Here is a 26,689-nt window from a genome sequence, read left to right as displayed (position 1 = left end):
GCATTCTACATCGGTTCGGCTCGGGTTGCGGCTAACCGGCGTTCTCGTTATAAGTCAGGGCACTTTTTTCGTAACAAGCCGTCTATGCAGACCATGAGCCTCAACCAGACACCCGACCCCGTACCCGTGTTCCAGCTCAAGGGCAGCATGCTTGCCATCACTGTGCTGGAACTGGCCCAGAACGACCTCGACGGCCTCGACCGTCAGTTGGCGGCCAAGGTCGCCCAGGCACCCAACTTTTTCAGCAACACACCGCTAGTGCTTGCGCTGGACAAGCTCCCGGCCGGCAGTGGCGCCATCGACCTGCCCGGGCTGATGCGCATCTGCCGACACCATGGTCTGCGTACCCTGGCGATTCGCGCCAACCGGATCGAGGACATCGCCGCGGCGATCGCCATCGACCTGCCGGTGCTGCCGCCTTCCGGTGCCCGCGAGCGGCCGCTGGAACCCGAACCCGAAGTGCGCAAACCCGAGCCAGCCCCCGCCCCGCCCCCCGAGCCGGAAATAAAGCCTACGCGCATCATCACTTCGCCGGTGCGCAGCGGCCAGCAGATCTATGCTCAAGGGGGAGACCTGGTGGTGGTGTCCTCCGTCAGCCAGGGTGCGGAACTTCTGGCCGATGGCAACATCCATGTGTACGGCGCAATGCGCGGACGTGCGCTGGCGGGTATCAAGGGCAACACCCGGGCCCGCATCTTCTGCCAGCAGATGATGGCCGAAATGGTCTCGATCGCTGGGCAGTACAAGGTCTGCGAGGACCTGCGTCGCGACCCGCTCTGGGGGTCCGGGGTACAGGTCAGCCTGTCCGGCGATGTGTTGAACATCACCCGTCTTTAACGGATACTGCCGCCATTTTCCGCGCAACTTTTTACTATGTTGCCGTTTTTATTGTATTTGCCGGGACTTAATGTCCTTTTACCTAGGGGTGAAACACCTTGGCCAAGATTCTCGTGGTTACTTCCGGCAAAGGGGGTGTGGGCAAAACCACCACCAGCGCCGCCATCGGTACCGGCCTCGCGTTGCGCGGCCACAAAACTGTCATCGTCGACTTCGACGTCGGCCTGCGTAACCTCGACCTGATCATGGGCTGCGAACGCCGCGTGGTGTACGACTTCGTCAACGTGGTCAACGGCGAAGCCAACCTGCAACAGGCCCTGATCAAGGACAAGCGTCTCGAGAACCTGTTCGTCCTGGCCGCCAGCCAGACCCGCGACAAGGACGCGCTGACCCAGAAAGGCGTCGAGAAAGTCCTGATGGAGCTGAAGGAAACCTTCGACTACGTGGTCTGCGACTCGCCGGCCGGTATCGAGAAAGGCGCCCACCTGGCCATGTACTTCGCCGACGAGGCGATCGTCGTGACCAACCCGGAAGTGTCCTCGGTACGTGACTCGGACCGTATGCTCGGCCTGCTGGCGAGCAAGTCGCGTCGTGCCGAGAACAACGAAGATCCGATCAAGGAACACCTGCTGATCACCCGCTACAACCCTGAGCGCGTCGTCAATGGCGAAATGCTGGGTGTCGAGGACGTGAAGGAGATTCTCGCGGTCTCGCTGCTAGGCGTGATCCCGGAGTCGCAAGCCGTGCTCAAGGCGTCCAACCAGGGCGTGCCGGTCATCCTCGACGACCAGAGCGACGCTGGTCAGGCCTACAGCGATACCGTTGACCGTTTGCTCGGCAAGACCAAGGAGCACCGGTTCCTCGACGTCAAGAAGAAGGGATTCTTCGAGCGCCTGTTTGGAGGGAATTGAACCATGAACCTTTTTGACTTCTTTCGTGCCAACAAGAAACAGAGCAGCGCGTCCGTCGCGAAAGAGCGTCTACAGATCATCGTGGCGCACGAACGCGGCCAACGCGGTACCCCGGACTACTTGCCCGCCCTGCAGAAGGAACTGGTCGAGGTGATCCGCAAGTATGTCAACATCGGCAACGATGATGTGCAGGTCGCTCTGGAAAACCAGGGCAGTTGCTCGATCCTGGAACTGAACATCACCCTGCCCGATCGCTGATCACAGCCTTCGGGTCACCCGCCACGGCGACGGTCGGGCCGGCAGTGCATTGCCGGTACCGTCCGTCGCCGTTGGCGTTTGCAGAGAACATGCAATGCCGCTGTCCAATACCCAGATTCTTCATGAAGATGCCGCCATCCTGGTGGTCAACAAGCCGACCTTGCTGCTGTCGGTGCCAGGCCGCGCCGAGGACAACAAGGACTGCCTGATCACTCGACTGCAGGAAAACGGCTACCCCGACGCGCTCATCGTTCATCGCCTGGACTGGGAGACCTCGGGCATCATCCTGCTGGCCCGTGATGCCGCCAGTCACCGCGAGTTGTCCCGTCAGTTCCATGACCGGGAAACCGAGAAAGCCTACACCGCCCTGTGCTGGGGCCAGCCTGCGCTGGACAGCGGCAGCATCGATCTGCCCCTGCGCTATGACCCGCCGACCAAGCCGCGCCATGTGGTGGACCACGAACACGGCAAGCACGCCCTGACCTTCTGGCGGATTCTCGAGCGTCGTGGCGATCACTGCCGCGTGGAACTGACGCCGATCACCGGACGCTCGCACCAGTTGCGCGTGCATATGCTGTCCATCGGGCATCCCTTGCTCGGTGACCGGCTGTATGCGAATCCCGAGGCCCTGGCGGCCCATGAGCGGCTCTGCCTGCATGCGAGCATGCTGGCGTTCACCCATCCGGTCACGGGCCAGTCCCTGCGCTTCGAGTGCCCAGCGCCGTTCTGAAGCGTGAAGGGGTAGCGGCAGGGACACAACCGGTCCAGGATGTTCCTGGTACCTGTCTGCAGCGTGTCGCTTGAAACTTGCGGCGCGAAGCGTGAAGCTTGCGGGCTTGAAGCTTGTATCTGTTGTCGGAGTGTTTTGATGCGCGATGCCCTGAACCAAGGCCTGATCGATTTCCTCAAGGCGTCCCCGACGCCGTTCCATGCCACCGCCAGCTTGGCTCAGCGCCTCGAGGCCGCGGGCTTCCAGCGTCTGGACGAGCGCGACAGCTGGACCACGACCCCCGGTGGTCGTTACTACCTGACGCGCAACGACTCCTCGATCATCGCCTTCAAGCTCGGCAGGCAGTCGCCGCTGCTCGACGGTATCCGGCTGGTCGGCGCGCACACAGACAGCCCATGCCTGCGCGTGAAGCCGCAACCCGAGCTGCAGCGTCACGGCTTCCTGCAACTGGGCGTGGAGGTCTATGGCGGTGCGCTGCTCGCGCCATGGTTCGACCGTGACCTGTCCCTGGCCGGTCGGGTGACGTTCCGCCGGGACGGCAAGGTGGAAAGCCAGCTGGTGGATTTCAAGCTGCCGATCGCCGTGATTCCCAACCTGGCCATCCACCTCAATCGCCAGGCCAACGAAGGCTGGGCGATCAACCCGCAGAACGAGCTACCGCCCATCCTCGCCCAGGTGGCCGGTGACGAGCGGGTCGACTTCCGCGCCCTGCTGACCGAGCAACTGGCCCGCGAGCATGAGCTCAACGCCGATGTGGTGCTCGATTACGAGCTGAGCTTCTACGACACCCAGGAGGCTGCCCTGATCGGGCTCAACGGCGACTTCATCGCCGGTGCCCGCCTGGACAACCTTCTGTCGTGCTATGCCGGTCTGCAGTCTCTGATCAATGCCGACAGCGAAGAAACCTGCATGCTGGTCTGTACCGACCATGAGGAAGTCGGATCCTGCTCGGCCTGTGGTGCCGATGGTCCGATGCTGGAGCAGACGCTCAAGCGCCTGCTGCCGGACGGTGACGACTATGTTCGCACCATCCAGCGCTCCCTGCTGATCTCGGCCGACAACGCCCACGGCGTGCATCCCAACTATGCCGATCGTCATGACGGCAACCATGGTCCGAAGCTCAACGCCGGGCCGGTGATCAAGGTCAACAACAACCAGCGCTATGCGACCAACAGCGAAACGGCCGGGTTCTTCCGTCACTTGTGCATGGCCGAGGAAGTGCCGGTGCAGAGCTTCGTGGTGCGCAGCGACATGGGGTGCGGTTCGACCATAGGGCCGATCATGGCCGGTCATCTTGGCGTGCGTACTGTCGACATCGGCCTGCCGACCTTTGCCATGCATTCGATTCGGGAGTTGTGCGGCAGCCACGACCTGGCGCATCTGGTGAAGGTGTTGACGGCGTTCTACCGGATGCGCGAGTTGCCTTGAGCGGGTGGGATGGCCTCGGCGTATAACCTGAGCCTGAGCCCCAATACCAGTCAGCCGGGCAGTTATTCGATTTTTGTATGCTGAAGTTCATCTAACGGCTCTCGATACTCCTTGATGCTGCTGGCCTCATCGCGGGACAAGCCCGCTCGCCACCTGGAGCGTATCTGCGCTGCATCGCATACCAGTGGCGAGCGGGCTTGTCCCGCGAAGCGGCGCTCGATCTTGAGGACGGCAAAATTTCACGCCAAGCGCTCGAAGGAATCATGCCATCTCTTCCGATTTCCCCAGCAACCCCACTCCCCCGCTGCCCTCGATCAATCCCTCCCCTCCCGCAAACGCTATGCTCAAGGTAGACACCCAACAGAAGGAATCTGTCCATGTCCGCTTTCCACTCCATGCTCCTCCCGGTGCTCGCCGGCCTGTTCATGCTGAGCGTGGGCTTCAGCCTGCGCGAGCGGGACATCGGTGTTCTGATGATGTGGATCGGCACGCTCAGCATATTCGGAATCATGTGCTGGAAGATCCTGGAGAAACTGGCCTGAAAAATCCTCTACACTCGGCACTCGTTCGACCAGAGGTTGATTTTCCGGTGCCTGTCTTCCTGCGTTGCCTTGTCCTGCTGCTGTTGCTGTCCATTGCGCCCGCCCACGCTGCCGGCCTGCCAGGCCTGCTGGGCTCGAGCACCCCGGCGCAAGCCGAATCCACCGAGCCACTGGGCAAGTCCCTCGACGAAGTCATCAAGACACTGGAGAACGACCAACAGCGAACCAAGCTGCTGGCCGACCTCAAGCAATTGCGCGATGCCTCGAAACAGGCACAACCCAGCGCCGAAGAGGGGGTGTTGGGGTTGATCGGTGGCACGCTGCACAGCCTCGAGAAGCAGTTCAGTGGCGATGCCAGTCCATTCAGGCGCTGGTCGCTGGAGATCGACCAGGCAAAAGACGAGCTGATGACCTTGATGGTGCCGGTCCATCAGTGGCCGGCGATCCTGTTCGGTTTCGCCGCGGTCATTGCGGTCTGGAGCCTGCTGGCCTATCTCTTCGACTGGATCGGTCATCGCGTCCGGGTGCGCTTCGGTCTCACCGAGGAACTGCCGCAACATCCTCGGCCCTGGGACCTGGTGCGCTTCGCCCTGCGCAAGCTTGGGCCCTGGCTGGTGGCGTTGATCTTCACGGTTTACCTGAGCTTTGCCCTGCCCTCCTCGCTGGGCAAGTCCCTGGCGATGGTGCTGGCCTATGCCCTGGTGGTGGGCACCTGTTTTTCGGCCATCTGCGTGATCGCCTTCTCCCTGCTCGATGGTCCGCATCGCCACCGTGCTCTGCATATCCTGCGTCACCAGGCGTTCAAGCCGCTGTGGCTGATCGGCAGCTTCGCAGCGTTCGGCGAGGCGATGACCGACCCGCGCCTGACCATCGCGCTAGGCCCTCACCTGGCGTATTCCATCGCGACCTTGGCCAATGTGCTCGCGGCGCTGTTCACGGGCCTGTTCATCCTGCGCTTCCGCCGCCCCATCGCCCACCTGATCCGTAACCAGCCTTTGTCACGGCGCCTGACCCGTCGCGCCTTGAGCGACACGATCGAGGTGCTGGGCAGTTTCTGGTACGTGCCAGCGCTGGTCCTGGTCGGCATTTCGCTCTTCGCCACCTTCGTTTCCGCCGGTGATACCAGCACGGCCTTGCGCCAGTCAATGATGTGCACGGTGCTGGTGGTCGTGTGCATGGTCCTCAACGGTCTGGTGCGACGTCACGCGGCCAATCCCAAGCGTGCCAATCGACGCCAGCTGATGTATGCCGAACGGCTGAAGAATTTCGGCTACGCACTGGCGCATCTGGCCATCTGGCTGGTGTTCATCGAGCTCGGTCTGCGGGTCTGGGGAATGTCGATGATCAGCTTCGCCGAAGGCGACGGGCACGAAGTCAGCATGCGCCTGTTCGGCCTGGCGGGGACCCTGATCGTGGCCTGGCTGGTCTGGATCCTTGCCGACACCGCCGTGCATCACGCGCTGGTGCGCTCGCGCCGGGGCATGGCCAACGCCCGGGCACAGACCATGATGCCGCTGATCCGCAACGTGATGTTCGTGGCGATCTTCATCATCGCGCTGATCGTCGCCCTGGCCAACATGGGCATGAACGTCACGCCGCTGCTGGCCGGTGCGGGTGTCATCGGCCTGGCCATCGGTTTCGGTGCGCAGTCGTTGGTGGCCGACCTGATCACCGGGCTGTTCATCATCATCGAGGATTCCCTGGCCATCGATGACTACGTCGAGGTCGGCGGGCACCTGGGCACGGTCGAAGGCCTGACCATTCGGACCGTGCGTCTGCGCGACATCGATGGCATCGTCCACACCATCCCGTTCAGCGAAATCAAGAGCATCAAGAACTACTCGCGCGAGTTCGGCTACGCGATCTTCCGCGTGGCCATCCCGCACAACATGAACATCGACCAGGCCATTGCCATGATCCGCGAAGTTGGCCAGAAGCTGCGCAGCGATCCATTGATGCGACGCAATATCTGGTCGCCGCTCGAGCTGCAAGGGGTGGAGAGCTTCGAGTCGGGCTCGGCGATCCTGCGGGCACGTTTCAAGACCGCGCCGATCAAGCAATGGGAAGTGTCGCGCGCCTTCAACCTGGCGCTCAAGCGCCAGCTCGACGAGGCCGGCCTGGATCTGGCCACGCCGCGGCTGTCGGTGCAGGTCGTGACCGCTGGCGGCGGGCGCTCGGGGGAGGCGACCGCGTTGGATAGCTCAGGAGCCTGAGGGCTTCGGGGCAGTAAGGGGCGCCGATGCCGGGCATTCAAGGGTAGAGACCGGCGGTGTTGCTGCCGGCCTCTCGCGGGACAAGCCCGCTCACCACCGGGCATTCGATTCACCGGAGAAGGTGTTGGCTGCTGCCATTGCTTCATCGCAGAAGGTGCCAGCCGCTGCCATTGCTTCATCGGAGAAGGTGCTAGCCGCTGCCATTGCTTCATCCCAGAAGGTGCTAACTGCTGCCATTGCTTCATCCCAGAAGGTGCTAACTGCTGCCATTGCTTCATCGGAGAAAGTGCTAGCCACTGCCATTGCTTCATCGGAGAAGGTGCTAGCCACTGCCATTGCTTCATCGCAGAAGGTGCTAGCCGCTGCCATTGCTTCATCGCAGAAGGTGCTAACCGCTGCCATTGCTTCATCCCAGAAGGTGCTAGCCGCCGCTAACAGGTGGTGAGCGGGCTTGCCCCGCGAGAGGCCAGCAGCAACACCGCAAATCTCCCTTGAAGATTGAAAGGGCTCCCTTGGCCGATCGGCATCCAGGCTACATCGCCTGGGCGCGGATACGGATCGCATCGTGGCGCCAGTACTCCAGGTCACAGTCGATCAGGCGCCCATGCTGGTCACTGTTGACCCGGGTGATGTGCAGCCCGGGACTGCCCACCGATACCCTGAGTGCCGCCGCGGCCGCCGTCGGCAAGGCCGTGGGCAGGATCTCGAAGCTCATCCGACCGTAGACGATACCGTACTGGCAAGCGTGGATCTCGGTCAGCGACTGGCCCAGGTCTTGATCGAGAATGCCGGGAAAGTACCGCGGGTCCAGGTAATGCTCAGCATACAATACTGCTCGACCGTCGATGCGCCGCAGCCGACACACCTGGACCACACTGGACAGCGCAGGCAGCCGCAAGCGCGAGCAGATGGCCGCCGATGCCGGCTGCAGGCGAGCGGACAGCAACTGTGTATCGGGGCGACGACCTTGGGCATCGACCATGGCATGGAAATGGCTACGTTCGTTCAGGTCATAGGTCAGACGCTGCGGGGCGACGAACCAACCTCGCCGCTCCTCCCGGTAGATCAGGCCATGGGCCTCCAGCTGCACGAGCGCTTCACGCAGTGTGATGCGAGTAGTCCCGAACACTTCGCTGAGCTGGCGCTCGGCCGGCAGCTTGCCGCCCGGCGTCAGCAGGCCGTGCTCGATCTGCTCCTGCAACGCTTGGCAGATGGTTGTTACCGCGCGGAGTGGCGATGACTGCATAAGGGTTACCTATCTGGACTAGTCCAGCCCCAGGACAGGGCAGGTGAAGGATAGTGCAAGCCTAGATCCAGCTCGTGAATATCCTGTTAAAGCCCCGATGGCCCACCGCTGCTTGGTCGACCGCAACCCTTGCGCTTCAAGGGCTTGAAACTGGTCTACGCTTGTGTCCCAGAGGCGAGGGCAACCTTCGCCGACGCCATTTGTCCATCAAAGTGTCACGCATTGAGCCTACCTTGGCTCAGGTATTGCTGACCTAGACCAACGCATCTCCAAGCAAGGTTTCTTCACGACGATTTGCAAGGTATCCCTGAAAGGAGCTTCGGATGAAAAAGTTCTTCATGACGTCACTGTTGTGCTCGACCATTGCCTTGTGCACCTCGGCGATGGCCGCGGGCACCGACCTCAAGGCACTGGAAGACGCCGCGCGCAAGGAAGGCGCGGTCAACAGCGTGGGCATGCCTGATGCCTGGGCCAACTGGCGGGGCACCTGGGCGGATCTGGCCAGCAAGTACGGACTCAAGCACAGCGATACCGACATGAGCTCGGCACAGGAACTCGCCAAGTTCGAGGCCGAGAAGGAAAACGCCAGCGCCGATATCGGCGACGTCGGCGCCGCTTTCGGCCCGATCGCGGCCGCCAAGGGCATCACCCTGCCCTACAAGCCGAGCACCTGGGAGCAGATCCCGGCATGGGCCAAGGACCAGGATGGCCATTGGGCCCTGGCCTATACGGGAACCATCGCTTTCATCATCAACAAGGACAAGGTCAAGGAAGGCGATCGCCCCAAGACCTGGCACGCCCTGGAGAAGGGCAATTACAAGGTCGCCATCGGTGACGTCGGCACCGCGGCGCAGGCCGCCAACGGCGTGCTGGCCGCCGCCATCGCCTACAAGGGCGATGAGCGCAATATCGAGCCGGGGCTGCAACTGTTCACCAAGCTGGCCCAGCAGAAGCGCCTGTCGCTGGCCAACCCGACCATCCAGACCCTGGAGCGGGGCGAGGTGGAAGTCGGCGTGGTCTGGGACTTCAACGGCCTGAGCTACCGTGAGCAGATCGATCCGAAGAAGTTCGAGGTACTGATCCCGACCGATGGTTCGGTGATCTCGGGCTATACCACGGTCATCAACAAGTACGCCAAACACCCCAATGCGGCCAAGCTGACCCGCGAATACATCTTCAGCGATGCCGGCCAGACCAACCTGGCCATCGGGCATGCCCGTCCCATCCGCGCCGAGCACCTGAAGCTGCCCACCGATGTACAGGCCAAGCTGCTGCCCAACGAGCAGTACGCACCGGCCGTGCCGATCAAGGACGCAGCCGCCTGGGAAGCAACCTCCAAGACCTTGCCGCAGAAGTGGCAGGAGCAGGTGATCATCGAGATGGAATAAGCGGTCCGCCGACCCTATCCAAGGTCGGCCCCGCCTGATGAAATGAGACCCCGGTCGGTGGTTCGACCGGGTCGCGAGCGGGCTGCGCTTCAGCCCTGATTGGCTGCCACGTCGCCTGACCGACTGGCATCGTGGCAAGCCCGCTCCTCCAGGACACGCTTGCCGAACCCTGGAGCCTGCATGAAACACAATGTCATCCTGGTCCTGCTCGATGGCCTGAATCATCAGGTGGCCTACCATGCCATGGGCCACCTGCATGCCTACGTCGAAGCCGACCGCGCCGCGCTCTATCGCCTGGAATGCGAACTGCCGGCGCTGTCACGACCGCTGTACGAATGCATTCTCACCGGCGTTGCCCCGATCGACAGCGGCATCGTGCATAACAAGGTCAACCGCCTGTCCAGGGAACGCAGTGTCTTCCATTATGCGCGCGAGGCCGGGCTGGGCACCGCTGCGGCGGCCTACCACTGGGTCAGCGAGCTGTACAACCGTTCTCCCTTCGAACCGCTGCGCGATCGACATACCCATGCGCCGAAGCTGCCGATCCAACATGGCCTGTTCTACTACGATGATCGCTACCCCGACTCGCACTTGCTGGCCGACGCCGAGTACCTGCGTCGTCGGCATGCGCCGAACTTCCTGTTGGTCCATCCGATGAGCATCGATGACGCCGGCCATCACCATGGCCTCGACAGCAGCCAATACCGCAATGCCGCGCGCAGCGCCGATATCCTCCTGGCCGATTACCTGCCGCACTGGCTGGCGGAGGGTTACCAGGTGCTGGTCACCGCCGATCATGGAATGAACAACGATCGCTCGCACAATGGCCTGCTGGCCGAGGAACGAGAGGTGCCGCTGTTCGTCTTCGGCGATGCCTTCAGCCTCGATCCCGCCGCCAAGCCGTTGCAGACCGAACTCTGCGGCACGATCTGCGAGTTGCTCGGCGCGCCTCACGACAAAGCGTTGTGCCGGGAGCTGTTGAAGTGAATGAGAGCAAGCGTGGTCGCCTGCTGGCCTTGCTCTGTCTGGTGCCCTTCGTCCTGTTTTTCGTGATCTTCCAGATCGCGCCGCTACTCTGGGTGGCGCTCAACAGCGTGCAGTCCGAGAGCGGCTGGGGTCTGGACAACTTCAGTCGGATCTTCGCCTCCAAGTTCTACCTCCAGGCGCTGCAGCGCAGCCTGGAAATCAGCTTCTGGTCGAGCCTGTTCGGCATCGTCGTCGCGGTGATGGGCGCTTACTCGCTGCACCAGGTCGACTCGCGACTGCGCGACTTCGTCAGTGCCTTCGCCAACATGACCAGCAATTTCAGCGGGGTACCGCTGGCATTCGCGTTCATCATCCTGCTCGGCTTCAACGGCGCGCTGACCTTGCTGCTCCAGCAGGTCGGCCTGCTGGGCGACTTCAGCATCTACTCCAAGACCGGCCTGATCCTGGTCTACACCTACTTCCAGATTCCGCTCGGCGTGCTGCTGCTCTACCCGGCATTCGACGCGCTGCGTGAAGACTGGCGCGAGTCCGCGGCGCTGCTAGGGGCCAGCCCCTGGCAATACTGGCGGCACATCGGCCTGCCGGTGCTGACGCCGGCCTTGCTCGGGACTTTCGTCATCCTCCTGGCCAACGCGCTAGGCGCCTATGCCACCGTGTACGCATTGACCACGGGCAACTTCAACGTGCTGACGATTCGTATCGCCGCGCTGGTCGCGGGGGATATCACCCTTGACCCCAACCTGGCCAGCGCCTTGGCGATGGTGCTGGTAGGGCTGATGACGCTGGTGACCGTGGTCCATCAGGGCTTGCTGAGGAGGAGCTACCATGCGCGCTGAACCTGCTTCCGGCGGCTTGTATCACCGTGTGGTGGTTTACCTGCTGTTTCTCATCCTGCTGTTGCCCCTGGCGGGGACCCTGCTCTACTCCCTGGCGACCAGTTGGTCGGAAAGCCTGCTGCCCAGTGGCCTGACCTTCAAATGGTACGTGGCGCTGTGGAGCGAGCCGCGTTTCCTGGCGGCATTCGGACAATCGCTACTGGTGTGCGTCGGCGCGCTGATGCTGTCGGTGGTGCTGATCCTGCCGCTGCTGTTCGTGGTGCACTACCACTTCCCGCGGCTCGATGCGCTGATGAACATCCTTATCCTGTTGCCCTTCGCCGTGCCGCCGGTGGTCTCGTCCGTGGGGCTGCTGCACCTGTATGGCAGCGGTCCGATGGCCATGGTCGGTACGCCATGGATCCTGATCGGTTGCTACTTCACCATTGCCCTGCCCTTCATGTACCGGGCGATCACCAACAACCTGCAGGCCATCAACCTGCGCGACTTGATGGACGCTGCCCAACTGCTCGGCGCCAGCACCTGGCAGGCGGCATTCCTGGTGGTGTTGCCGAATCTGCGCAAGGGCCTGATGGTCGCGCTGCTGCTGTCGTTCTCCTTTCTCTTCGGCGAGTTCGTCTTTGCCAATCTGCTGGTCGGCACGCGCTACGAAACGCTGCAGGTGTACCTCAACAACATGCGCAACAGCAGCGGGCACTTCAACAGTGCACTGGTGATTTCCTACTTCGCGTTCGTACTGGCACTGACCTGGGTCGCCAACCGCCTGAACAAGGACAAACCCTGACATGAGCTTCGTCAGCGTACGAAAACTGCAGAAGCGTTACGGCGCCAGCCAGATATTCCATGACATCGACTGCGAGATCGAGCGCGGGGAGTTCGTCACCCTGCTCGGCCCGTCGGGGTGTGGCAAGTCCACCCTGCTGCGTTGTATCGCCGGCCTGACCTCGGTCGACAGCGGGCACATCCTGCTCGACGGTCAGGATCTGGTACCGCTCAGCCCGCAGAAGCGGGGCATCGGCATGGTGTTCCAGAGCTATGCGTTATTCCCCAACATGACGGTGCGGCAGAACGTGGCTTTCGGCCTGCGCATGCAGAAGGTCAAGGCCGAACTTCGCCAGACGCAGGTTGAAGAAGCGCTGCGCATGGTCGAGCTGCACGACTTCGCCGAGCGCTATCCGCACCAGTTGTCCGGCGGCCAGTGCCAGCGGGTAGCCCTGGCGCGTTCATTGGTGACGCGTCCACGCCTGCTGCTGCTCGACGAACCGCTGTCGGCGCTCGACGCACGCATTCGCAAGCACCTGCGCGAGCAGATCCGCGAGATCCAGCGCGCGCTGGGCCTGACCACCATTTTCGTCACCCACGACCAGGAGGAAGCGCTGACCATGTCCGACCGCATCTTCCTGATGAACCAGGGTCGCATCGTGCAGAGTGGCGATGCCGAAACCTTGTATACCGCGCCGGTCGACCTGTTCGCCGCCGGCTTCATCGGCAACTACAACCTGCTCGACCCCGACAGCGCCAGCCGACTGCTGCAACGACCGGTCGCCGGCCGCCTGGCGATCCGCCCGGAGGCCATTACCTTGCGCCTGGACGGCGAACTCGATGGCCAGGTGCTCAGCCACAGCCTGCTGGGCAACGTCATCCGCTATCGTGTGACGATCCGTGACGTCGAACTGATTGTCGACGTACTCAATCGCTCGCCTTCGGATCTGCATCCCGCTGGCCAGCGTGTATCCTTGGCGATCGATACCCTGGCACTACGGGAAGTGGCCTGACGGGCCCAGAGGAGTTCACGGCAATGGCACTGGCAATTTTCGATCTGGACGAAACCCTGATCCATGGCGATTGCTCTTCGCTGTGGAGCGAGCAAATGGTTCGCCTGGGATGGGTCGACGGCGACAGCTTCCTGCGACGCGACCGCGAGCTGATGGACAGCTACGGCAAAGGGCACCTGCGGATGGAGGATTACATGGCCTTCAGCCTGGAACCCATTGCCGGGCGCACCCTGGAGGAAGTCGAGCATCTGGTCGAGCCCTGGGTGGAGGATGTGATCGAACCGATCATCTTCGGTGATGCCTGCAGGTGCATCGCCGAGCATCGCAAACGTGGCGACCGGATCCTGATCATCTCTGCCTCGGGTACTCATCTGGTGGCGCCCATCGCCGCGCGCCTGGGCGTCGACGAGTACTTGGCAATCGAGCTGGAAGCGGTGAATGGCGTGTATACCGGCAAGACCTACGGCGTGCTGACCTACCGTGAAGGCAAGGTCACCCGGCTGTTGGAGTGGCTGGACCAGGAGCAGGAGAACCTGGAAGGCGCGACCTTCTATTCCGATTCCCGCAACGATCTGCCGTTGCTGCTGAAGGTCGATCATCCGGTAGTGGTGAATCCGGATGCGGTGTTGCGCGAGCATGCCGAGAAGAATGGGTGGCCGGTGTTGAGTTGGGGTTGATGGGGGACAGGAGTTGCCTGCCCCATTAAGGTCGATCACAGACCCGTGGGGTGCATCGGTCGATCACAGTCCGTACAAGAGGTTCTATAAATGCATGGGAAGCCTTCCAGATTCCATGCACACCTTGAGAATTGTGTAAAACATCGCCTCTCTCAGCTTGCACGGCTCCAGATGGGAGCTGGCTTGCCGGGACGCCGGACCGCCCGCGATCGAGCCCAAAGGGCTCGCCTGGTAATGCTCCTGTCCCTTTCACCCCGGTGGTTGTGGATACGCAGATTGCCTGCATTCAGTGCATCCACAACTGCGTGCTGGGAGAGCGATCTTCATTACCAGGCGAGCCCTTTGGGCTCGATCGCGGGCGGTCCGGCGTCCCGGTAAGTCAGCTCCCACCTGGAGCGTGCAAGCTGGGAGAAGCGGTGTTTCACCCAGTTCTCAAGGTATTCATGGAATCTGAAGGCTTCCCATGCATCATAAAGTCTCCTACACAGGTCGGTGATCAGCCAGAGCGCCGCACGAGCGGCGCTCAATCTCATTGGCACTGAAAAACCAATGGCCTACGCCGCCCGCCGACCATCGCTTGGCCCTATGCCAGGCTTTCGTCGATCACCATCACCAGCTTCCCGGACACCTGATTCCCCGCCAGCTCCTCATAAGCGGCCTCGGCCTCGGTCACCGGGTAACTGCCCACCAACTGCGCCTTGAGGCGGCCTTCGGTGAACAGCGGCCAGACCTGTTGGCCCACGTCGCGCAGCAACTCGGCCTTGAAGCTGTCGTCGCGATTGCGCAGGGTCGAGCCTGTCACCTGCAAGCGCTTGGCCAATACCTGCGCCAGGTCCAGTTCGGCCTTGCGTCCGCCCATCAGGCCGATGATCACCCAGCGACCATCGCGGGCCAGCAGCTTGAGGTTGAGCGGCCCGTAGCTGGCACCCACCGGATCGAGGATCACGTCGAACGGGCCGAAGCCTTCGAGCGCTTCCAGGTTCTCCTTGCGCAATACGCCGCCGGCGGCGCCCAGGCTTTCGCAGTAGGCCAGGCGCTCCGCAGAGCCGACGCTCACCCAGATCGGGTTGCCGAAGGCCTTGCACAGCTGGATGGCCGCCGAGCCGACACCACTCGCACCGGCGTGCATGAGCACCTTTTCACCCGGTTTCAGGCCGCCCAGCTGGAACAGGTTGAGCCAGGCCGTGGCATACACTTCGGGCAGCGCCGCGGCCTCGCGCAGGCTCAGTCCCTCGGGGACGGGCAGCACGTGCCGGGCATCGACCACGACTTCCTCGGCCATGCCGCCACCGGCCAACAGCGCGCATACGCGATCGCCCACGCGCCAGGCGGCGCCCGCTCCGACTTCGCTGATCACCCCGGAACATTCCAACCCCAGGTAGGGGCTTGCACCCGGTGGCGGCGGATACGACCCAGCCCGCTGCAGCAGGTCGGCGCGGTTCAGCCCGGCAGCCGCCACGCGGATACGTACCTGGCCCGCATCACAGGCCGGGCGCTCGGCCTCGACCCACGCCACATGTCCGTCAACGCCTTGCAATGCCTTCACAGTGCCTCCATAGTTGAGTCATGACTGAGCCTGGGAGCCGCTTGCCCCAGGCTTTTTGCAGTATGCGACCGGCTCCATGGAACCGGCGAATGGAAAAGACGGCCTACTATGCGTGATCAATTGCCCCCAAGTCGAATCAGCATGAAGCATCTCCTGCCCAGCACTGCCCTCGCCCTGATGATCGGTTTCGGCAGCCTGTCGCTGAGCGGCAATGCATCGGCCGCCAACAAGTGGGACAGCCTGCAGCCGGATCGCGACGAGATCGTGGCCAGCCTGAACGTGGTCGAGCTGCTCAAGCGCCACCACTACAGCAAGCCGCCGCTGGACGACGCGCGTTCGGTCATCATCTATGACAGCTACCTCAAGCTGCTCGATCCTTCGCGCAGCTATTTCACCGCCAGCGATATCGCCGAGTTCGACAAGTGGAAGACCCAGTTCGACGACTTTCTCAAGAGCGGCAATCTCGATCCGGGCTTCACGATCTACAAGCGCTACCTGAATCGGGTCAAGTCGCGCCTGGACTTCGCGCTCGCAGAGCTCGGCAAGGGTGTCGACAAGATCGACTTCACCGTGAACGAAACCCTGCTGGTCGATCGCGAAGAAGCACCCTGGCTCAAGAGCGAGGCCGAGCTCGACGACCTGTGGCGCAAGCGCGTGAAGGATGAAGTGCTGCGCCAGAAGATCGCCGGCAAGGATCCCAAGCAGATCCAGGAAACCCTGACCAAGCGCTACAAGAACCAGCTGGCGCGCCTGGATCAGACCCGCGCGGAAGACATCTTCCAGGCCTATATCAATACCTTCGCCCAGTCCTACGACCCGCACACCAATTACCTGTCGCCGGATAACGCCGAAAACTTCGACATCAACATGAGCCTGTCCCTCGAAGGCATCGGTGCGGTACTGCAGAGCGATAACGATCAGGTCAAGATCGTGCGCCTGGTGCCGGCCGGACCCGCGGCGAAGACCAAGCAGGTGGCGCCTGCCGACAAGATCATCGGTGTCGCCCAGGGCAACAAGGAAATGGTCGACGTGGTCGGCTGGCGCCTGGACGAAGTGGTCAAGCTGATCCGTGGCCCCAAGGGCTCGGTCGTGCGCCTGGAGGTCATCCCGGCCAGCAATGCGCCGAACGACCAGACCAGCAAGATCGTCTCGATTACCCGCGAAGCGGTGAAGCTCGAAGAACAGGCGGCGAAGAAGTCGGTCCTGAAACTCAAGCAGGATGGGCGCGACTACAAGCTGGGCATCATCGAGATTCCGGCCTTCTACCTGGACTTCAAGGCCTACCGCGCCGGCGATCCGGAGTACAAGAGCACTACCCGTGACGTGAAGAAGCTGCTCACCGAACTGCAGAAGGAAAAAGTCGACGGCGTGGTCATCGACCTGCGTAACAACGGCGGCGGGTCCCTGCAGGAAGCCACCGAGCTGACCAGCCTGTTCATCGACAAGGGCCCGACCGTGCTCGTGCGCAACAGCGATGGTCGTGTCGATGTGCTCGAGGACGAGAACAAGGGTGCCTTCTATAAAGGTCCGCTGGCGCTGTTGGTCAACCGCCTCTCGGCGTCGGCTTCGGAGATCTTCGCCGGAGCCATGCAGGACTATCACCGCGCCCTGATCATTGGTGGCCAAACCTTCGGCAAAGGCACCGTGCAGACCATCCAGCCGCTCAATCATGGCGAGCTGAAACTGACCCTGGCCAAGTTCTACCGGGTCTCCGGGCAGAGCACTCAGCACCAGGGCGTCCTGCCGGACATCGCCTACCCGTCGATCATCGACACCAAGGAGATCGGCGAGAGCGCGCTGCCCGAGGCCATGCCATGGGACACCATTCGCCCGGTGGTGCGTCCGGCGGCCGATCCGTTCAAGCCGTTCCTGACCCAGCTCAAGAGCCATCACGAAGCGCGCAGCGACAAGGATCCCGAGTTCGCCTACATCCGCGACCGCCTGGCCCTGACCCAGAAGCTGATGAACGAGAAGACTGTCACCCTCAACGAACAGGAACGTCGCGCGCGTCACGACGAGATCGAGGGCAAGCAACTGGCCTTGGAGAACGTGCGTCGCAAGGCAAAAGGCGAAGAGCCGCTCAAGGAGCTGAAGAAGGAAGACGAGGACGCTCTGCTGACCGAGCAGGACGACACCAAGCCGGAAGACGACGCCTACCTGTCGGAAACCGGGCGTATCCTGCTCGACTACCTGAGCCTGAATTCGTCGGTGGCCAAGCAGTAGATGCCGCGCGAGGCGGCTTCGGCGGCAGATAATCCGCGCCGACCTCGCCTCGTCATCAAAAGGTCATGAATCTGTCGTGAAATGACTGGCCGGACGTCCATACGTCCGGCCTTTTTCATTTCAGGAAGCAGTCATGACCGTCACCGAACAGCTCAGCGCATTGGGCGCCATCCTGGCTCAACGCAGCGTCCACAGCCTGTTCCAGCCCATTGTCTGCCTTTCCCGGCGCTGCGTGATCGGCTACGAGGCCCTCAGTCGCGGACCGTCCAACAGCGCCCTGCACTCCCCCATGAACCTTTTCGCCATCGCCCGCCAGGCCGGCCGCCTGACAGAGCTGGAAGTGACGTGCCGCGAAAGCGCCTGCCGTCGGTTCAGCGAGCTGAACCTGGAAGGCAAGCTGTTTCTCAACATCTCGCCGGAGTCATTGCTCGAACCCAGGTACCCCTCAGGCCGTACCTTGCAGCTGCTGGAACAGGTCGGCCTGTCACCCAGTCGTGTGGTGATCGAGCTGACCGAACAGACGCCCACCGATGATCTGCGGCTGTTGCACAATGCGCTGCATCATTATCGCGACATGGGCTTTTCGATCGCCCTGGACGACTTGGGTGCCGGGTATTCCAGCCTGCGCCTGTGGTCGGAGCTGCGGCCTGACTACGTGAAGATCGATCGCCACTTCATCGATGGCATTCACCAGGATGCGCTCAAGCGCGAATTCGTGGGTTCCATCCTGCAGATCGCCCGCGCCTCACGTGCTCAGGTAGTCGCGGAAGGCATAGAGCTGCCGGAAGAGCTGGCCGTGTTGACGGACATGGGCGTCGATCTGGTCCAGGGCTACCTGCTCGGTCGGCCGCAGGAGTTTCCGCGCGGTGACATTCCTGGCTTGCCCTTGCCGACCGTCAGTTCCGGCACGGGCCAACAGAGCCCTGTCGCGGACCTGTCCCCACTGCTGCTCAAGCCCCCCGCCGTCACGAGGGACGTGCCCACCGCGCAGGTGTTGGATACCTTGCGCAACCAACCTTGGCTGGATTCCGTGGTGGTGCTCGATGCATGCGGCAAACCCCAGGGTATGGTCCACCGGCATGCGTTGACTGCCGCTCTGGCCCGACCGGATAGCCGTACGGGAGCTACTCTCTCATCGATCGGGCAACTGATGACCCAGGACTTTCTGGCCGTCGAGCAGAGCCTGTCGCCACAGCAGGTCAGCCGCCTGCTCACCGGTCGGGCGCAACAGCGCATCGAGGAAAATTTCGTGATTACCCTCAATGGCCGCTACCTCGGCCTGGGGCGGGTGATCGACTTGCTGCGCCTGATTACCGAGCAGCATCAAGCCTTATCTCGATGTAATTGAGACGAAAAGCGGCATTTGATGTTTGGATGCCCGCGGCCATTTTTCGGCTTCAAGATATCCGTTGTGGCTGATGGCCTGTCGCGGGGCGAGCCCTTCGCCACCGGTGCGCGGCGCAACGCATTCCTGGTGGCGAGCGGGCTTGCCCCGCGACAGGGCCATCAGCCACAACACATATTTTTGACCGAAAGATAATGTTCGGCATCCAAAAAATTCAGGGCCGAGGCGCTGCCTCAGGCCTCTTCCGGATATCGGTACTCGAACACCCTGACCACTTCCGATGCATGCCAGGAGGCGGCCTCCATGCCATCCACCGGCCCGGAAAAACGTCCCAGACGCTCGACACATTCGAAGAAGCCGGTACGGGGCAGGCGGCTGGCGCCCTGACTGATCACCAGGGAGCTGCGCAGGGGTTGCTGCGCCCTGGCGTCGATCACGGCCAGGTATTCCAGCGCGGCGGTCAGTGTCTGCATGGCCGGGCTGGGCAACTGCAGGCGTTCGAGCAAGGCTCGGTAGGTCAGCAGGTGGCGTTGACGACGGGCCAGGTCAAGCTCGTCCAGCAGGCTTTGCCAATGCTGGCGGCTGATCCTGACCTGGCTCACGAGGGATCGCTCCAGCCATCCACCCCCACTTCCCATGCCAGGCTGCGGCGGATGGCGGCATCAGGCTGGCGCTCCCCGGACTCGATCATTGCCAGATAGGCAGGGCTGATGCCCACGCTGCGAGCGAGCTGCTCGGGCGTCACGCCCTTGGCCTGACGCAACGCAGGCAACTCACCGAGCGACGGCAGACCGACACGAGCACCCTGCCCTGTGCTGTTGTCACTCGACTGCGGCACCGGTTGCACGGAACTGGTAATCGAATGCCCTGCGGCCTTGAGCAGGGCTTGATAGTGCTCCCAGGGTACGACGGCATATTCGGGCTCTCCGTCCCGACTGATGACCTGAATATCCATTAAACCCCCTTTGTCAGGGATTACGACATGTAATCCCTAGGCATAATCCTTATGCCAATTATATGACCAAGTGCGGGAGTCTGTGCAGATTAGGCAGTTTTCACGGCTCGCCTCGCTCCAGTTGCAACGCATCGGGGCTATCGGGCAAGCGCTCGACGACGCGCAGGCGCTCGGGTGCCTGGGCAGCGCGCCAGGCCTTGAAACGTGCCAGTTCATCCGAAACGGTCTTGAGCACCCAGCCCAGCACCGCGATGTCATCGAGGAAGCCAACGCCCAGCAACCAGTCCGGAATGGCGTCCAGGGGGCTGACGAAATACAGCAGGCCCGCGACGATGGTGATCAGCGCCTTGGAGCTGATGGCGCGGTATTCTCCACGCCACCACGCCAGGCACAGTGCCTGGAGCAAGCGCACATCTTCGCGCAACTGGCCCAGCCTGGGACCTTTGCGTGCCACGGCAAACAGCAGGGCCGGCAGCCGTCCACGGCTGAGCAGACGCTCGGCCAGGGGCAGGAAACGGGCAAAATTCCAAGGTGCGCTCATGGAGCCTCCTACGTGGTGGCGAATGTTATCCACATTTACTGTGGATAAACTTGTGAACAGAGCAAAATTTGAGCTGCGATGCGCCCGGAATGCAAGGGCGAACCCGCAATCGGGCGTTTTTTACACACCTGTTACAGAGCGCTAACGATTCATGGCGAACGTGCCGAGAGCCAGGGTCGTCCTTTCTCGGACATTGTCAGGCTAGCGAGGTTCGCTCGAGCGGATTCCAGGAACAACAACGCCCCGTCGAAGCGGGGCGTTGTTGTCACACCGAGAAGGTTACTGGGCGGGTGTTGCCGCGGGCGCTTCTGCGGGGGATTGAGCGGGAGCGTCCGCCGGCGCGCCAGCTTCTGGCTGGTTCATGTCCTTGATGCCCAGCAGCTCGAGGTCGAAGACCAGCACCGAGTTGGCGGGGATCAGCGGGCTCGGGCTCTGTGCGCCGTAGGCCAGTTCGGCCGGGATGTACAGCTTGTACTTCTCGCCGACGTGCATCAGTTGCAGGCCTTCGACCCAACCTGGAATCACACCGCTGACCGGCAGGTCGATCGGGCTGCCGCGCTCGACCGAGCTGTCGAATACCTTGCCATCGATCAGCTTGCCTTCGTAGTGGACGGTAACCACGTCGGTCGGCTTGGGCTGCGGGCCATCGGTCTTCTTCACGACTTCATACTGCAGGCCGGAAGCGGTGGTGATCACGCCCGACTTCTTGGCGTTTTCCTCGAGGAACTTCTTGCCGGCCGCAGCGGCTTCCTCGCTGACCTTGGTCAGGCGCTCTTCGGCGCGCTTCTGCAGGGCGCTGAAGGCTTCGACCAGCTCGTCGTCCTTGATGCGCTGGTCTTTCTTGGTGACCGCGTCTTCGATGCCCAGAGCAACGGCTTTGGAATCCAGGTCGTCCATGCCTTCCTGAGCCAGGCTCTTGCCCATGTTCAGGCCGATACCGTAGGAGGCTTTCTGTGCCGGAGTCTTCAGCTCGACGCTGTTGGTCTGCGAGTCGCAACCCGCCAGGACGAGGCCAACCAGGGCAACCGCAGCCGCCAGACGATGTTGTTTCATGCTAGTTCCTTGTTCATGCGCCATAAGGGCAATCAGGTAAAGCCGCGAGCTTATCAGGCGGCCATGACCAATGGCTACCGGCATGAGAGCCGGATAAGGCCCGGAAGTTCAGCAGATGTAAGCTTCTTCATACGAACCCGCGCCGCCGGACGCCCGTACGATTTCGACGCGCTTGCGTGCAGGTCGATGCAGTTTGTAGCTGTATGTATCTCACGCCGTCGCGCCTGGGACCGGCATCGTCCGTCTCAGGGATAAGTGCCTTCGCGGTATTCGCCCGCCACTTCACGCAGTATCTGACAGATCCACTGCGCCGGCAGTGTTGCCGGCAAGGCCGCGTTGCGGCAGATGCCGACCGATCCACCCGGCTCGTGCACCCCCAGGTCGAGTTCACACAGGCCACCGTTGCCCAGGTCGATCAGCACCGCGTCACGCGGGGCCACCCAGACCGCATCGCTGCCCAGCACACAGCGACGACTCAGCGCCAGGGACAAGGTCTCCAGGCGCTGGATCGGCAAGGCGATGCCGCACTGCACGAAGAGGCTGTCGGCATGTTGGCGGATCGTCGTTCCGGAAGGCGGCACTACCAGCGGATAGCCATTGACCAGGTTTCGGTCGACAGGCTGGCGCGCCAGCAAGGGATGGCCTGGGCGCACCACCAGGGTCATGGATTCGCTGTAGAGATGCTCGAACGACAGCCCTTGAATCTGCGGGCTGTCGGTCATGCGCCCGACCACCAGTTCCAGCTCGCCCACGCGCAATTGGCCCAACAGCTGCGCACTGACACCGGTCACCACGCTGATCACCAGCGCGTCATGGCGCTGGTGCAGGCGGCAGAGGACTTCCGGCATCAGCAGGCCTTCCACCGTGGACAACACGCCGATGCGGATCTGCGACGGCGCCTGCGCCTCGCCGCGTACCCTGCTCACGCCTTCGCGCAAGGCTTGTACGCTGGGGCCTGCGTAGCGCATGAACTGGGTACCGGCAGGGGTCAGTTCGACACCCTGACGCGTGCGTTCGAACAGGCGCGCCTTGAGCAACTGTTCGAGTTCCTTGAGGGTCTTGGACATGGCCGGCTGGCTGATCGCCAGGACATCGGCGGCCCTGGCCAGACTGCCTTGGTGGGCGATCTCCAGAAAGCACAGCAGATGTCGAAATTTGATGCGAGTGTCGAGGTTCATCGCGCGAGTCTAGCAAGCTGCGCGCGACAAGGGGCAAGCGCAAGCGCCCGTGGTCAGGTGTCGGCTCGGAGGCTGCCATGCCATCCTTTGCGGCCGAGTGTGCTCGCCGCCTCGAGCGGCTCGCGCGGCCTCGTGGCCTGTACGGTTGAGTCGAGTACTTGACTTCGAGCGCCAGGGCTTGCCAGGCGAGGCGCCATGAAGCGTCATAGCCCTGCTACGGCGAGGACTGGCTGCGCAATGGCAGCCCTGGTGCCGAAGTCGAGTGCACGAGTCAGCCATGGAGGGCGCTAGAGTGCGAGCTCGACTGCCTGCCCGTTCAGCCGTACCGGCCAGACCCTCAGCGCTTGCTGGGGATCCTCCAGGCAGCGGCCTGTCTGGAGGCTGAAATGCTGCTTGTACAGCGGCGCCGCCACTACCACTTCGCCTTGCAGGTTGCCAACCAGGCCACGGCCGATGACGTTGGCGCCGGAGCGCGGGTCCCGGTTGTCGATGGCATACAACGCGCACTCCTCGCCTGGCAGGTAGAACAACGCTACCTGGGTGCCTTCGAGCCAGACCACCACTCCCGAGTCGGCGACCAGGTCCTGGTAGCCACACACGGTGTGCCAGTGGTTTCTTTGCGCAACAGCGGTATTGGACAGATTCATCAGACAGCCTCCTCGACGGTGGGGATCAGGTGCAGCGGGGTCGCGGTCAGCGGACGGCGCTGATCGCGTTCACGGATGAAGTGCACATCGGGATCGCTTCGACTGTCATTGACGAAGGTACGGAAGCGCTTGAGTTTTTCCGGATCGTCGAGCGCGTTGGCCCACTCGCATTCATAGCGATCGACCACCTGCTGCATCTGCGCTTCGAGTTCGGCGCCCAGGCCCAGGCTGTCGTCGATGATCACCTGCTTGAGGTAATCCAGGCCGCCCTCCAGCACCTCGCGCCAGACCGAGGTACGCTGCAGCTTGTCGGCGGTACGGATATAGAACATCAGCACGCGGTCGATGAGGCGGATCAGGCTTTCATCGTCCAGATCGGTGGCGAACAGTTCGGCGTGGCGTGGACGCATGCCGCCATTGCCGCAGACGTAGAGGTTCCAGCCTTTTTCGGTGGCGATCACGCCGATGTCCTTGCTCTGCGCCTCGGCGCACTCGCGGGTGCAACCGGACACGGCGAATTTGAGCTTGTGCGGCGCGCGCAGCCCCTTGTAGCGGTCTTCCAAGGTCAGGGCCATGGCGACGCTGTCCTGCACCCCATACCGGCACCAGGTGCTGCCGACGCAGGATTTCACGGTGCGGGTGGACTTGCCGTAGGCGTGGCCGGTCTCGAAGCCGGCCTCGATCAGTTCCCCCCAGATCAGCGGCAGCTCGTGCAGCTGGGCGCCGAACAGGTCGATGCGCTGGCCGCCGGTGATCTTGGTGTAGAGGTCATATTTCTTCGCCACCTGGCCGATCACGATCAGCTTGTCCGGCGTGATTTCGCCACCCGGGATGCGCGGAACCACCGAGTAGGTGCCGTTCTTCTGCATGTTGGCCATGAAGGTGTCGTTGGTATCCTGCAAAGGCACCAGCGAGGCGTCCATGATCGGACGGTTCCAGCAGGACGCGAGGATGTTGCCGACCACCGGCTTGCAGATGTCGCAGCCCAGGTCGCCCTTGCCATGGCGATGCAACAGGTCAGCGAAAGTCTGGATACCTTCGACCCGTACCAGGGCATACAGCTCCTGCCGGGTATGAGCGAAATGCTCGCAAAGGCTTTTATCGACCGTCACGCCGCGTGCGCTGAGTTCATGTTCGAAGACTTGCTTGAGCAAGGCCGCGCAGCCACCGCAGCCCGTGGCCGCCTTGGTGCAGCCCTTGACCGAGGCGAGGTCGCCGCAGCCGCTGTCGATGGCGGCGCAGACCGCGCCCTTGCTGACGTTGTGGCACGAGCAGATGGTTGCCGTGTCGGGCAGGGCATCGGCGCCCAGGGTCGGCGCACCACCGCTCTGCGGCAGGATCAGCGCGGCAGGCTCGGCAGGCAGGACGATACCGTTCTGAGCATATTGCAGGAGGGTGTCGTAGTAGCTGTTGTCGCCGACCAGCACCGCGCCGAGAACGTGTTTGCCACTGGCATCCACTACCAGGCGACGGTAGGTGGAGCCGGCCTCGTCGATGAAACGGTAGCTGCGCGAGCCAGGCGTTGCGCCATGGGCATCGCCGATCGAGCCGACGTCGACGCCAAGCAGCTTGAGCTTGGTCGACATGTCGGCGCCGGTGAAGGCCTGGTACGGTTCGCCCATCAATCGCGCGGCGAGGTTGCGGGCCATGCCGTAGCCCGGTGCGACCAGGCCGAACACGCTGCCGTTCCAGGAGGCGCATTCACCGATGGCGAAGATGCGCGGATCGCTGCTGCAGCACTCGCTGTCGACGACGACCCCCCCGCGTGGGGCGATCTCCAACCCGCTGGCCCGGCCCAAGGCATCCTGTGGACGAATACCGGCGGAGAACACCACCAGGTCGGTCTCCAGGCATTCGCCGCCGTCGAAGTTCATGCGATAACGGTAATCTTCACCGGGGCTGATCGACTGGGTGGCCCGCGAGGTATGCACGCCGACACCCAGGGCTTCGATCTGCGCACGCAACGCCGCGCCGCCTTCGCTGTCCAGCTGCACTGGCATGAGGCGTGGCGCGAACTCCACTACATGAGCTTCCAGGCCCAGGGACTTGAGGGCGTTGGCCGCCTCCAGCCCGAGCAGGCCACCGCCTACCACCACGCCACGGCGGGCACCGCAGGCGGCGGCGCGGATGGCGTCGAGGTCGTCCAGGGTGCGATAGACCAGGCGCGCGGTCCCGCTCGAACCTTCGATGGGCGGCACGAAGGGGTAGGAGCCGGTGGCCAGGATCAGGTGGTCATAGGCGTAGCGGCCTTGCTGCGTCACCACTTCCTGGTGTTCCCGGTCGATTTCCAGCACCGCTTCGTCCAGGTGAAGGTGCACACCCTGACGGTCGTAGAAATCGGCATCGCACAGGGCCAGGGCTTCGGCATCGCCGCCGCCAAAGTATTCGGACAGGTGCACGCGGTCATAGGCACGCTGACGCTCTTCGCCGAACACCCGCAACTCGTAGCGCGCCAAGGCGCCGCGTTCGACCAGTTGCTCGACGCAATGATGGCCAACCATGCCGTTGCCGACGATGACCAGTCGCTCTCGTTGCCCGCCGTTCGCTGTTGCCTTCATAGTCGATCCTCAATCACGGTGTGCGGGCCTGCCCGCGGCAAAGACACAAAAAAAGGCGCCTGGAGCCGAAGCTCCAGGCGCCTTTGCCTGGTGTTCTCATCATTGTGGTGGCCCCTTGTCGATCGCCGTTGATCAGTGGGGCGTGTTGTGAACGGATAGAAGCAGGGAATGTGCCAACCCTGGCCACTCTCTCGCGGAGCGAGCTTGTCGCAAAGCCATACTACCCACGACAAGACCCGCGCAGACGAAAGTGTCTGCCCATTCGCCCTCTCCACGGCGCAAGACCACTCTGACAGGAAAATGTTATCTCGTTGATTCCTGTGTTTTTTTGCCGCCGCGGTAACTATGGGAGCGGGTTTACCCGCGAAGAGGCCAGCCTTACCACCCTCTGTGTACGGCAAGGGCTGCGCCCTTGTTCGCGGGTCAACCCGCTCCCACAGTTACCGCGGCGGCTTCAGAAATGTTGTCCGCGCGGCAGCGCAGGCCAACGGGGTGGGCGAACACCTATAAAGATCGGCGCGAAATGCACGAGCACGGTGCAGCGTTCACCATCCTGGGGCACTCAATACACATCCGGAGATAACGCTTGTTGCGGCTCAACGCTTCGACGAGGTCTCTACCCATTCACCCTCTCCACGGCGCAAGACCACTCTGACTGGAAAATGTTATCTCGTTGATTCCAGTGTCTTCTCTGCCGCCGCGGTAACTGTAGGAGCGGGTTTACCCGCGAAGAGGCCAGTCTTGCCACCCTCTGTGTACGGCAAGGGCTGCGCCCTTGCTCGCGGGTAAACCCGCGAAGAGGCCAGCCTTGCCAC

Annotated in this window: 24 protein-coding genes and 1 pseudogene; 15 read left to right on the top strand and 10 right to left on the bottom strand. The window is 62.6% G+C overall.

What is annotated here, in order from left to right:
- The first annotated feature begins 84 nt into the window (after positions 1 to 84).
- From minC to G7009_RS26585, 7 genes are all read left to right on the top strand, one after another.
- Positions 85 to 837, top strand: coding sequence for a septum site-determining protein MinC (minC, locus tag G7009_RS26615; protein WP_181133257.1), 753 nt, complete (start codon positions 85 to 87; stop codon positions 835 to 837).
- A 98-nt stretch (positions 838 to 935) separates the two neighbouring features.
- Entirely contained in the window at positions 936 to 1,748 is an 813-nt protein-coding gene (minD, locus tag G7009_RS26610) for a septum site-determining protein MinD (RefSeq protein ID WP_181133256.1), read from the top strand.
- Between the two features lie 3 nt (positions 1,749 to 1,751).
- Positions 1,752 to 2,006: a cell division topological specificity factor MinE gene (gene minE / locus G7009_RS26605; protein WP_181133255.1), complete on the top strand. Its 255-nt coding sequence runs from the start codon at positions 1,752 to 1,754 to the stop codon at positions 2,004 to 2,006.
- Between the two features lie 94 nt (positions 2,007 to 2,100).
- A complete protein-coding gene (locus G7009_RS26600; protein WP_181133254.1) occupies positions 2,101 to 2,736 on the top strand; it encodes an RluA family pseudouridine synthase in 636 nt (211 codons plus the stop codon).
- Between the two features lie 138 nt (positions 2,737 to 2,874).
- Complete coding sequence (locus G7009_RS26595; protein ID WP_181133253.1) at positions 2,875 to 4,164, top strand: M18 family aminopeptidase; 1,290 nt, start codon at positions 2,875 to 2,877, stop codon at positions 4,162 to 4,164.
- A gap of 377 nt (positions 4,165 to 4,541) precedes the next feature.
- Positions 4,542 to 4,706, top strand: a complete 165-nt coding sequence (locus tag G7009_RS26590) for a hypothetical protein (protein WP_181133252.1) — start codon at positions 4,542 to 4,544, stop codon at positions 4,704 to 4,706.
- 47 nt (positions 4,707 to 4,753) lie between these two features.
- The gene (locus tag G7009_RS26585; RefSeq protein WP_181133251.1) at positions 4,754 to 6,919 is read left to right on the top strand and encodes a mechanosensitive ion channel family protein; all 2,166 of its coding nucleotides are present in this window, start codon (positions 4,754 to 4,756) and stop codon (positions 6,917 to 6,919) included.
- Between the two features lie 90 nt (positions 6,920 to 7,009).
- Here the strand turns inward: G7009_RS26585 and G7009_RS26580 are convergent, their stop codons facing one another.
- Together G7009_RS26580 and G7009_RS26575 are read right to left on the bottom strand one after the other, a co-directional pair.
- On the bottom strand, positions 7,010 to 7,321 hold the full coding sequence (locus G7009_RS26580) for a hypothetical protein (protein WP_181133250.1): 312 nt from the start codon (positions 7,319 to 7,321) through the stop codon (positions 7,010 to 7,012).
- A gap of 130 nt (positions 7,322 to 7,451) precedes the next feature.
- Positions 7,452 to 8,165, bottom strand: coding sequence for a UTRA domain-containing protein (locus G7009_RS26575; protein ID WP_181133249.1), 714 nt, complete (start codon positions 8,163 to 8,165; stop codon positions 7,452 to 7,454).
- A 323-nt stretch (positions 8,166 to 8,488) separates the two neighbouring features.
- Here G7009_RS26575 and G7009_RS26570 point away from each other — a divergent pair, with 323 nt between their 5' ends.
- The 6 genes from G7009_RS26570 (at position 8,489) to G7009_RS26545 (ending at position 13,828) form a co-directional block, all read left to right on the top strand.
- Positions 8,489 to 9,553 (top strand): ABC transporter substrate-binding protein, encoded by a 1,065-nt coding sequence (locus G7009_RS26570; RefSeq protein WP_181133248.1) that lies wholly within the window; start codon positions 8,489 to 8,491, stop codon positions 9,551 to 9,553.
- A gap of 180 nt (positions 9,554 to 9,733) precedes the next feature.
- Positions 9,734 to 10,540, top strand: coding sequence for an alkaline phosphatase family protein (locus tag G7009_RS26565; RefSeq protein ID WP_181133247.1), 807 nt, complete (start codon positions 9,734 to 9,736; stop codon positions 10,538 to 10,540).
- Positions 10,537 to 11,376 carry an ABC transporter permease gene (locus tag G7009_RS26560; protein WP_181133246.1) on the top strand — a complete coding sequence of 280 codons (840 nt, stop codon included), beginning with the start codon at positions 10,537 to 10,539 and terminating at the stop codon, positions 11,374 to 11,376. Before G7009_RS26565 ends, G7009_RS26560 begins: the two co-directional genes overlap by 4 nt.
- Complete coding sequence (locus G7009_RS26555; protein WP_181133245.1) at positions 11,366 to 12,160, top strand: ABC transporter permease; 795 nt, start codon at positions 11,366 to 11,368, stop codon at positions 12,158 to 12,160. Before G7009_RS26560 ends, G7009_RS26555 begins: the two co-directional genes overlap by 11 nt.
- Position 12,161: 1 nt before the next feature.
- Positions 12,162 to 13,151, top strand: coding sequence for an ABC transporter ATP-binding protein (locus tag G7009_RS26550; protein WP_181133244.1), 990 nt, complete (start codon positions 12,162 to 12,164; stop codon positions 13,149 to 13,151).
- A 23-nt stretch (positions 13,152 to 13,174) separates the two neighbouring features.
- On the top strand, positions 13,175 to 13,828 hold the full coding sequence (locus tag G7009_RS26545) for an HAD family hydrolase (RefSeq protein WP_181133243.1): 654 nt from the start codon (positions 13,175 to 13,177) through the stop codon (positions 13,826 to 13,828).
- A 583-nt stretch (positions 13,829 to 14,411) separates the two neighbouring features.
- Here G7009_RS26545 and G7009_RS26540 read toward each other — a convergent pair.
- Positions 14,412 to 15,374: an NAD(P)H-quinone oxidoreductase gene (locus G7009_RS26540; protein ID WP_181133242.1), complete on the bottom strand. Its 963-nt coding sequence runs from the start codon at positions 15,372 to 15,374 to the stop codon at positions 14,412 to 14,414.
- A 141-nt stretch (positions 15,375 to 15,515) separates the two neighbouring features.
- Between G7009_RS26540 and G7009_RS26535 the strand changes: the two genes are divergently transcribed.
- Entirely contained in the window at positions 15,516 to 17,597 is a 2,082-nt protein-coding gene (locus G7009_RS26535) for a carboxy terminal-processing peptidase (protein ID WP_181133241.1), read from the top strand.
- 133 nt (positions 17,598 to 17,730) lie between these two features.
- Positions 17,731 to 18,915: pseudogene (locus G7009_RS26530) on the top strand (EAL domain-containing protein); the annotation flags it as partial.
- Positions 18,916 to 19,175: 260 nt separating this feature from the next.
- Here the strand turns inward: G7009_RS26530 and G7009_RS26525 are convergent.
- From G7009_RS26525 to nirB, 7 genes are all read right to left on the bottom strand, one after another.
- Positions 19,176 to 19,580: a hypothetical protein gene (locus tag G7009_RS26525; RefSeq protein ID WP_181133239.1), complete on the bottom strand. Its 405-nt coding sequence runs from the start codon at positions 19,578 to 19,580 to the stop codon at positions 19,176 to 19,178.
- Entirely contained in the window at positions 19,541 to 19,897 is a 357-nt protein-coding gene (locus G7009_RS26520) for a helix-turn-helix domain-containing protein (protein WP_181133238.1), read from the bottom strand. Before G7009_RS26520 ends, G7009_RS26525 begins: the two co-directional genes overlap by 40 nt.
- 100 nt (positions 19,898 to 19,997) lie before the next feature.
- A complete protein-coding gene (locus G7009_RS26515; protein WP_181133237.1) occupies positions 19,998 to 20,438 on the bottom strand; it encodes a YkvA family protein in 441 nt (146 codons plus the stop codon).
- A 279-nt stretch (positions 20,439 to 20,717) separates the two neighbouring features.
- Entirely contained in the window at positions 20,718 to 21,491 is a 774-nt protein-coding gene (locus tag G7009_RS26510) for an FKBP-type peptidyl-prolyl cis-trans isomerase (RefSeq protein WP_181133236.1), read from the bottom strand.
- A gap of 245 nt (positions 21,492 to 21,736) precedes the next feature.
- Positions 21,737 to 22,669, bottom strand: a complete 933-nt coding sequence (gene pcaQ, locus G7009_RS26505) for a pca operon transcription factor PcaQ (RefSeq protein ID WP_181133235.1) — start codon at positions 22,667 to 22,669, stop codon at positions 21,737 to 21,739.
- A gap of 287 nt (positions 22,670 to 22,956) precedes the next feature.
- A complete protein-coding gene (nirD, locus tag G7009_RS26500) occupies positions 22,957 to 23,316 on the bottom strand; it encodes a nitrite reductase small subunit NirD (RefSeq protein WP_181133234.1) in 360 nt (119 codons plus the stop codon).
- On the bottom strand, positions 23,316 to 25,874 hold the full coding sequence (gene nirB / locus G7009_RS26495) for a nitrite reductase large subunit NirB (RefSeq protein WP_181133233.1): 2,559 nt from the start codon (positions 25,872 to 25,874) through the stop codon (positions 23,316 to 23,318). The genes nirD and nirB overlap by 1 nt, the downstream gene beginning before the upstream one ends.
- Positions 25,875 to 26,689: the final 815 nt, after the last annotated feature.

The sequence above is a fragment of the Pseudomonas capeferrum genome (genome assembly GCF_013523055.1).
Taxonomy (GTDB): domain Bacteria; phylum Pseudomonadota; class Gammaproteobacteria; order Pseudomonadales; family Pseudomonadaceae; genus Aquipseudomonas; species Aquipseudomonas capeferrum_A.
This window is presented reverse-complemented; position numbering and strand designations above follow the sequence as displayed.

Coding starts and splice junctions, on each gene's coding strand:
- G7009_RS26520 (WP_181133238.1), bottom strand. CDS start 19,897: ATGGATATTCAGGTCATCAGTCGGGACGGAGAGCCCGAATATGCCGTC.
- pcaQ (WP_181133235.1), bottom strand. CDS start 22,669: ATGAACCTCGACACTCGCATCAAATTTCGACATCTGCTGTGCTTTCTG.
- G7009_RS26565 (WP_181133247.1), top strand. CDS start 9,734: ATGAAACACAATGTCATCCTGGTCCTGCTCGATGGCCTGAATCATCAG.
- G7009_RS26595 (WP_181133253.1), top strand. CDS start 2,875: ATGCGCGATGCCCTGAACCAAGGCCTGATCGATTTCCTCAAGGCGTCC.
- G7009_RS26575 (WP_181133249.1), bottom strand. CDS start 8,165: ATGCAGTCATCGCCACTCCGCGCGGTAACAACCATCTGCCAAGCGTTG.
- G7009_RS26580 (WP_181133250.1), bottom strand. CDS start 7,321: ATGGCAGCGGTTAGCACCTTCTGCGATGAAGCAATGGCAGCGGCTAGC.
- G7009_RS26535 (WP_181133241.1), top strand. CDS start 15,516: ATGAAGCATCTCCTGCCCAGCACTGCCCTCGCCCTGATGATCGGTTTC.
- G7009_RS26525 (WP_181133239.1), bottom strand. CDS start 19,580: ATGGGAAGTGGGGGTGGATGGCTGGAGCGATCCCTCGTGAGCCAGGTC.
- minE (WP_181133255.1), top strand. CDS start 1,752: ATGAACCTTTTTGACTTCTTTCGTGCCAACAAGAAACAGAGCAGCGCG.
- nirD (WP_181133234.1), bottom strand. CDS start 23,316: ATGAATCTGTCCAATACCGCTGTTGCGCAAAGAAACCACTGGCACACC.
- G7009_RS26555 (WP_181133245.1), top strand. CDS start 11,366: ATGCGCGCTGAACCTGCTTCCGGCGGCTTGTATCACCGTGTGGTGGTT.
- G7009_RS26570 (WP_181133248.1), top strand. CDS start 8,489: ATGAAAAAGTTCTTCATGACGTCACTGTTGTGCTCGACCATTGCCTTG.
- G7009_RS26545 (WP_181133243.1), top strand. CDS start 13,175: ATGGCACTGGCAATTTTCGATCTGGACGAAACCCTGATCCATGGCGAT.
- minC (WP_181133257.1), top strand. CDS start 85: ATGCAGACCATGAGCCTCAACCAGACACCCGACCCCGTACCCGTGTTC.
- G7009_RS26515 (WP_181133237.1), bottom strand. CDS start 20,438: ATGAGCGCACCTTGGAATTTTGCCCGTTTCCTGCCCCTGGCCGAGCGT.
- G7009_RS26510 (WP_181133236.1), bottom strand. CDS start 21,491: ATGAAACAACATCGTCTGGCGGCTGCGGTTGCCCTGGTTGGCCTCGTC.
- G7009_RS26550 (WP_181133244.1), top strand. CDS start 12,162: ATGAGCTTCGTCAGCGTACGAAAACTGCAGAAGCGTTACGGCGCCAGC.
- G7009_RS26600 (WP_181133254.1), top strand. CDS start 2,101: ATGCCGCTGTCCAATACCCAGATTCTTCATGAAGATGCCGCCATCCTG.
- nirB (WP_181133233.1), bottom strand. CDS start 25,874: ATGAAGGCAACAGCGAACGGCGGGCAACGAGAGCGACTGGTCATCGTC.
- G7009_RS26590 (WP_181133252.1), top strand. CDS start 4,542: ATGTCCGCTTTCCACTCCATGCTCCTCCCGGTGCTCGCCGGCCTGTTC.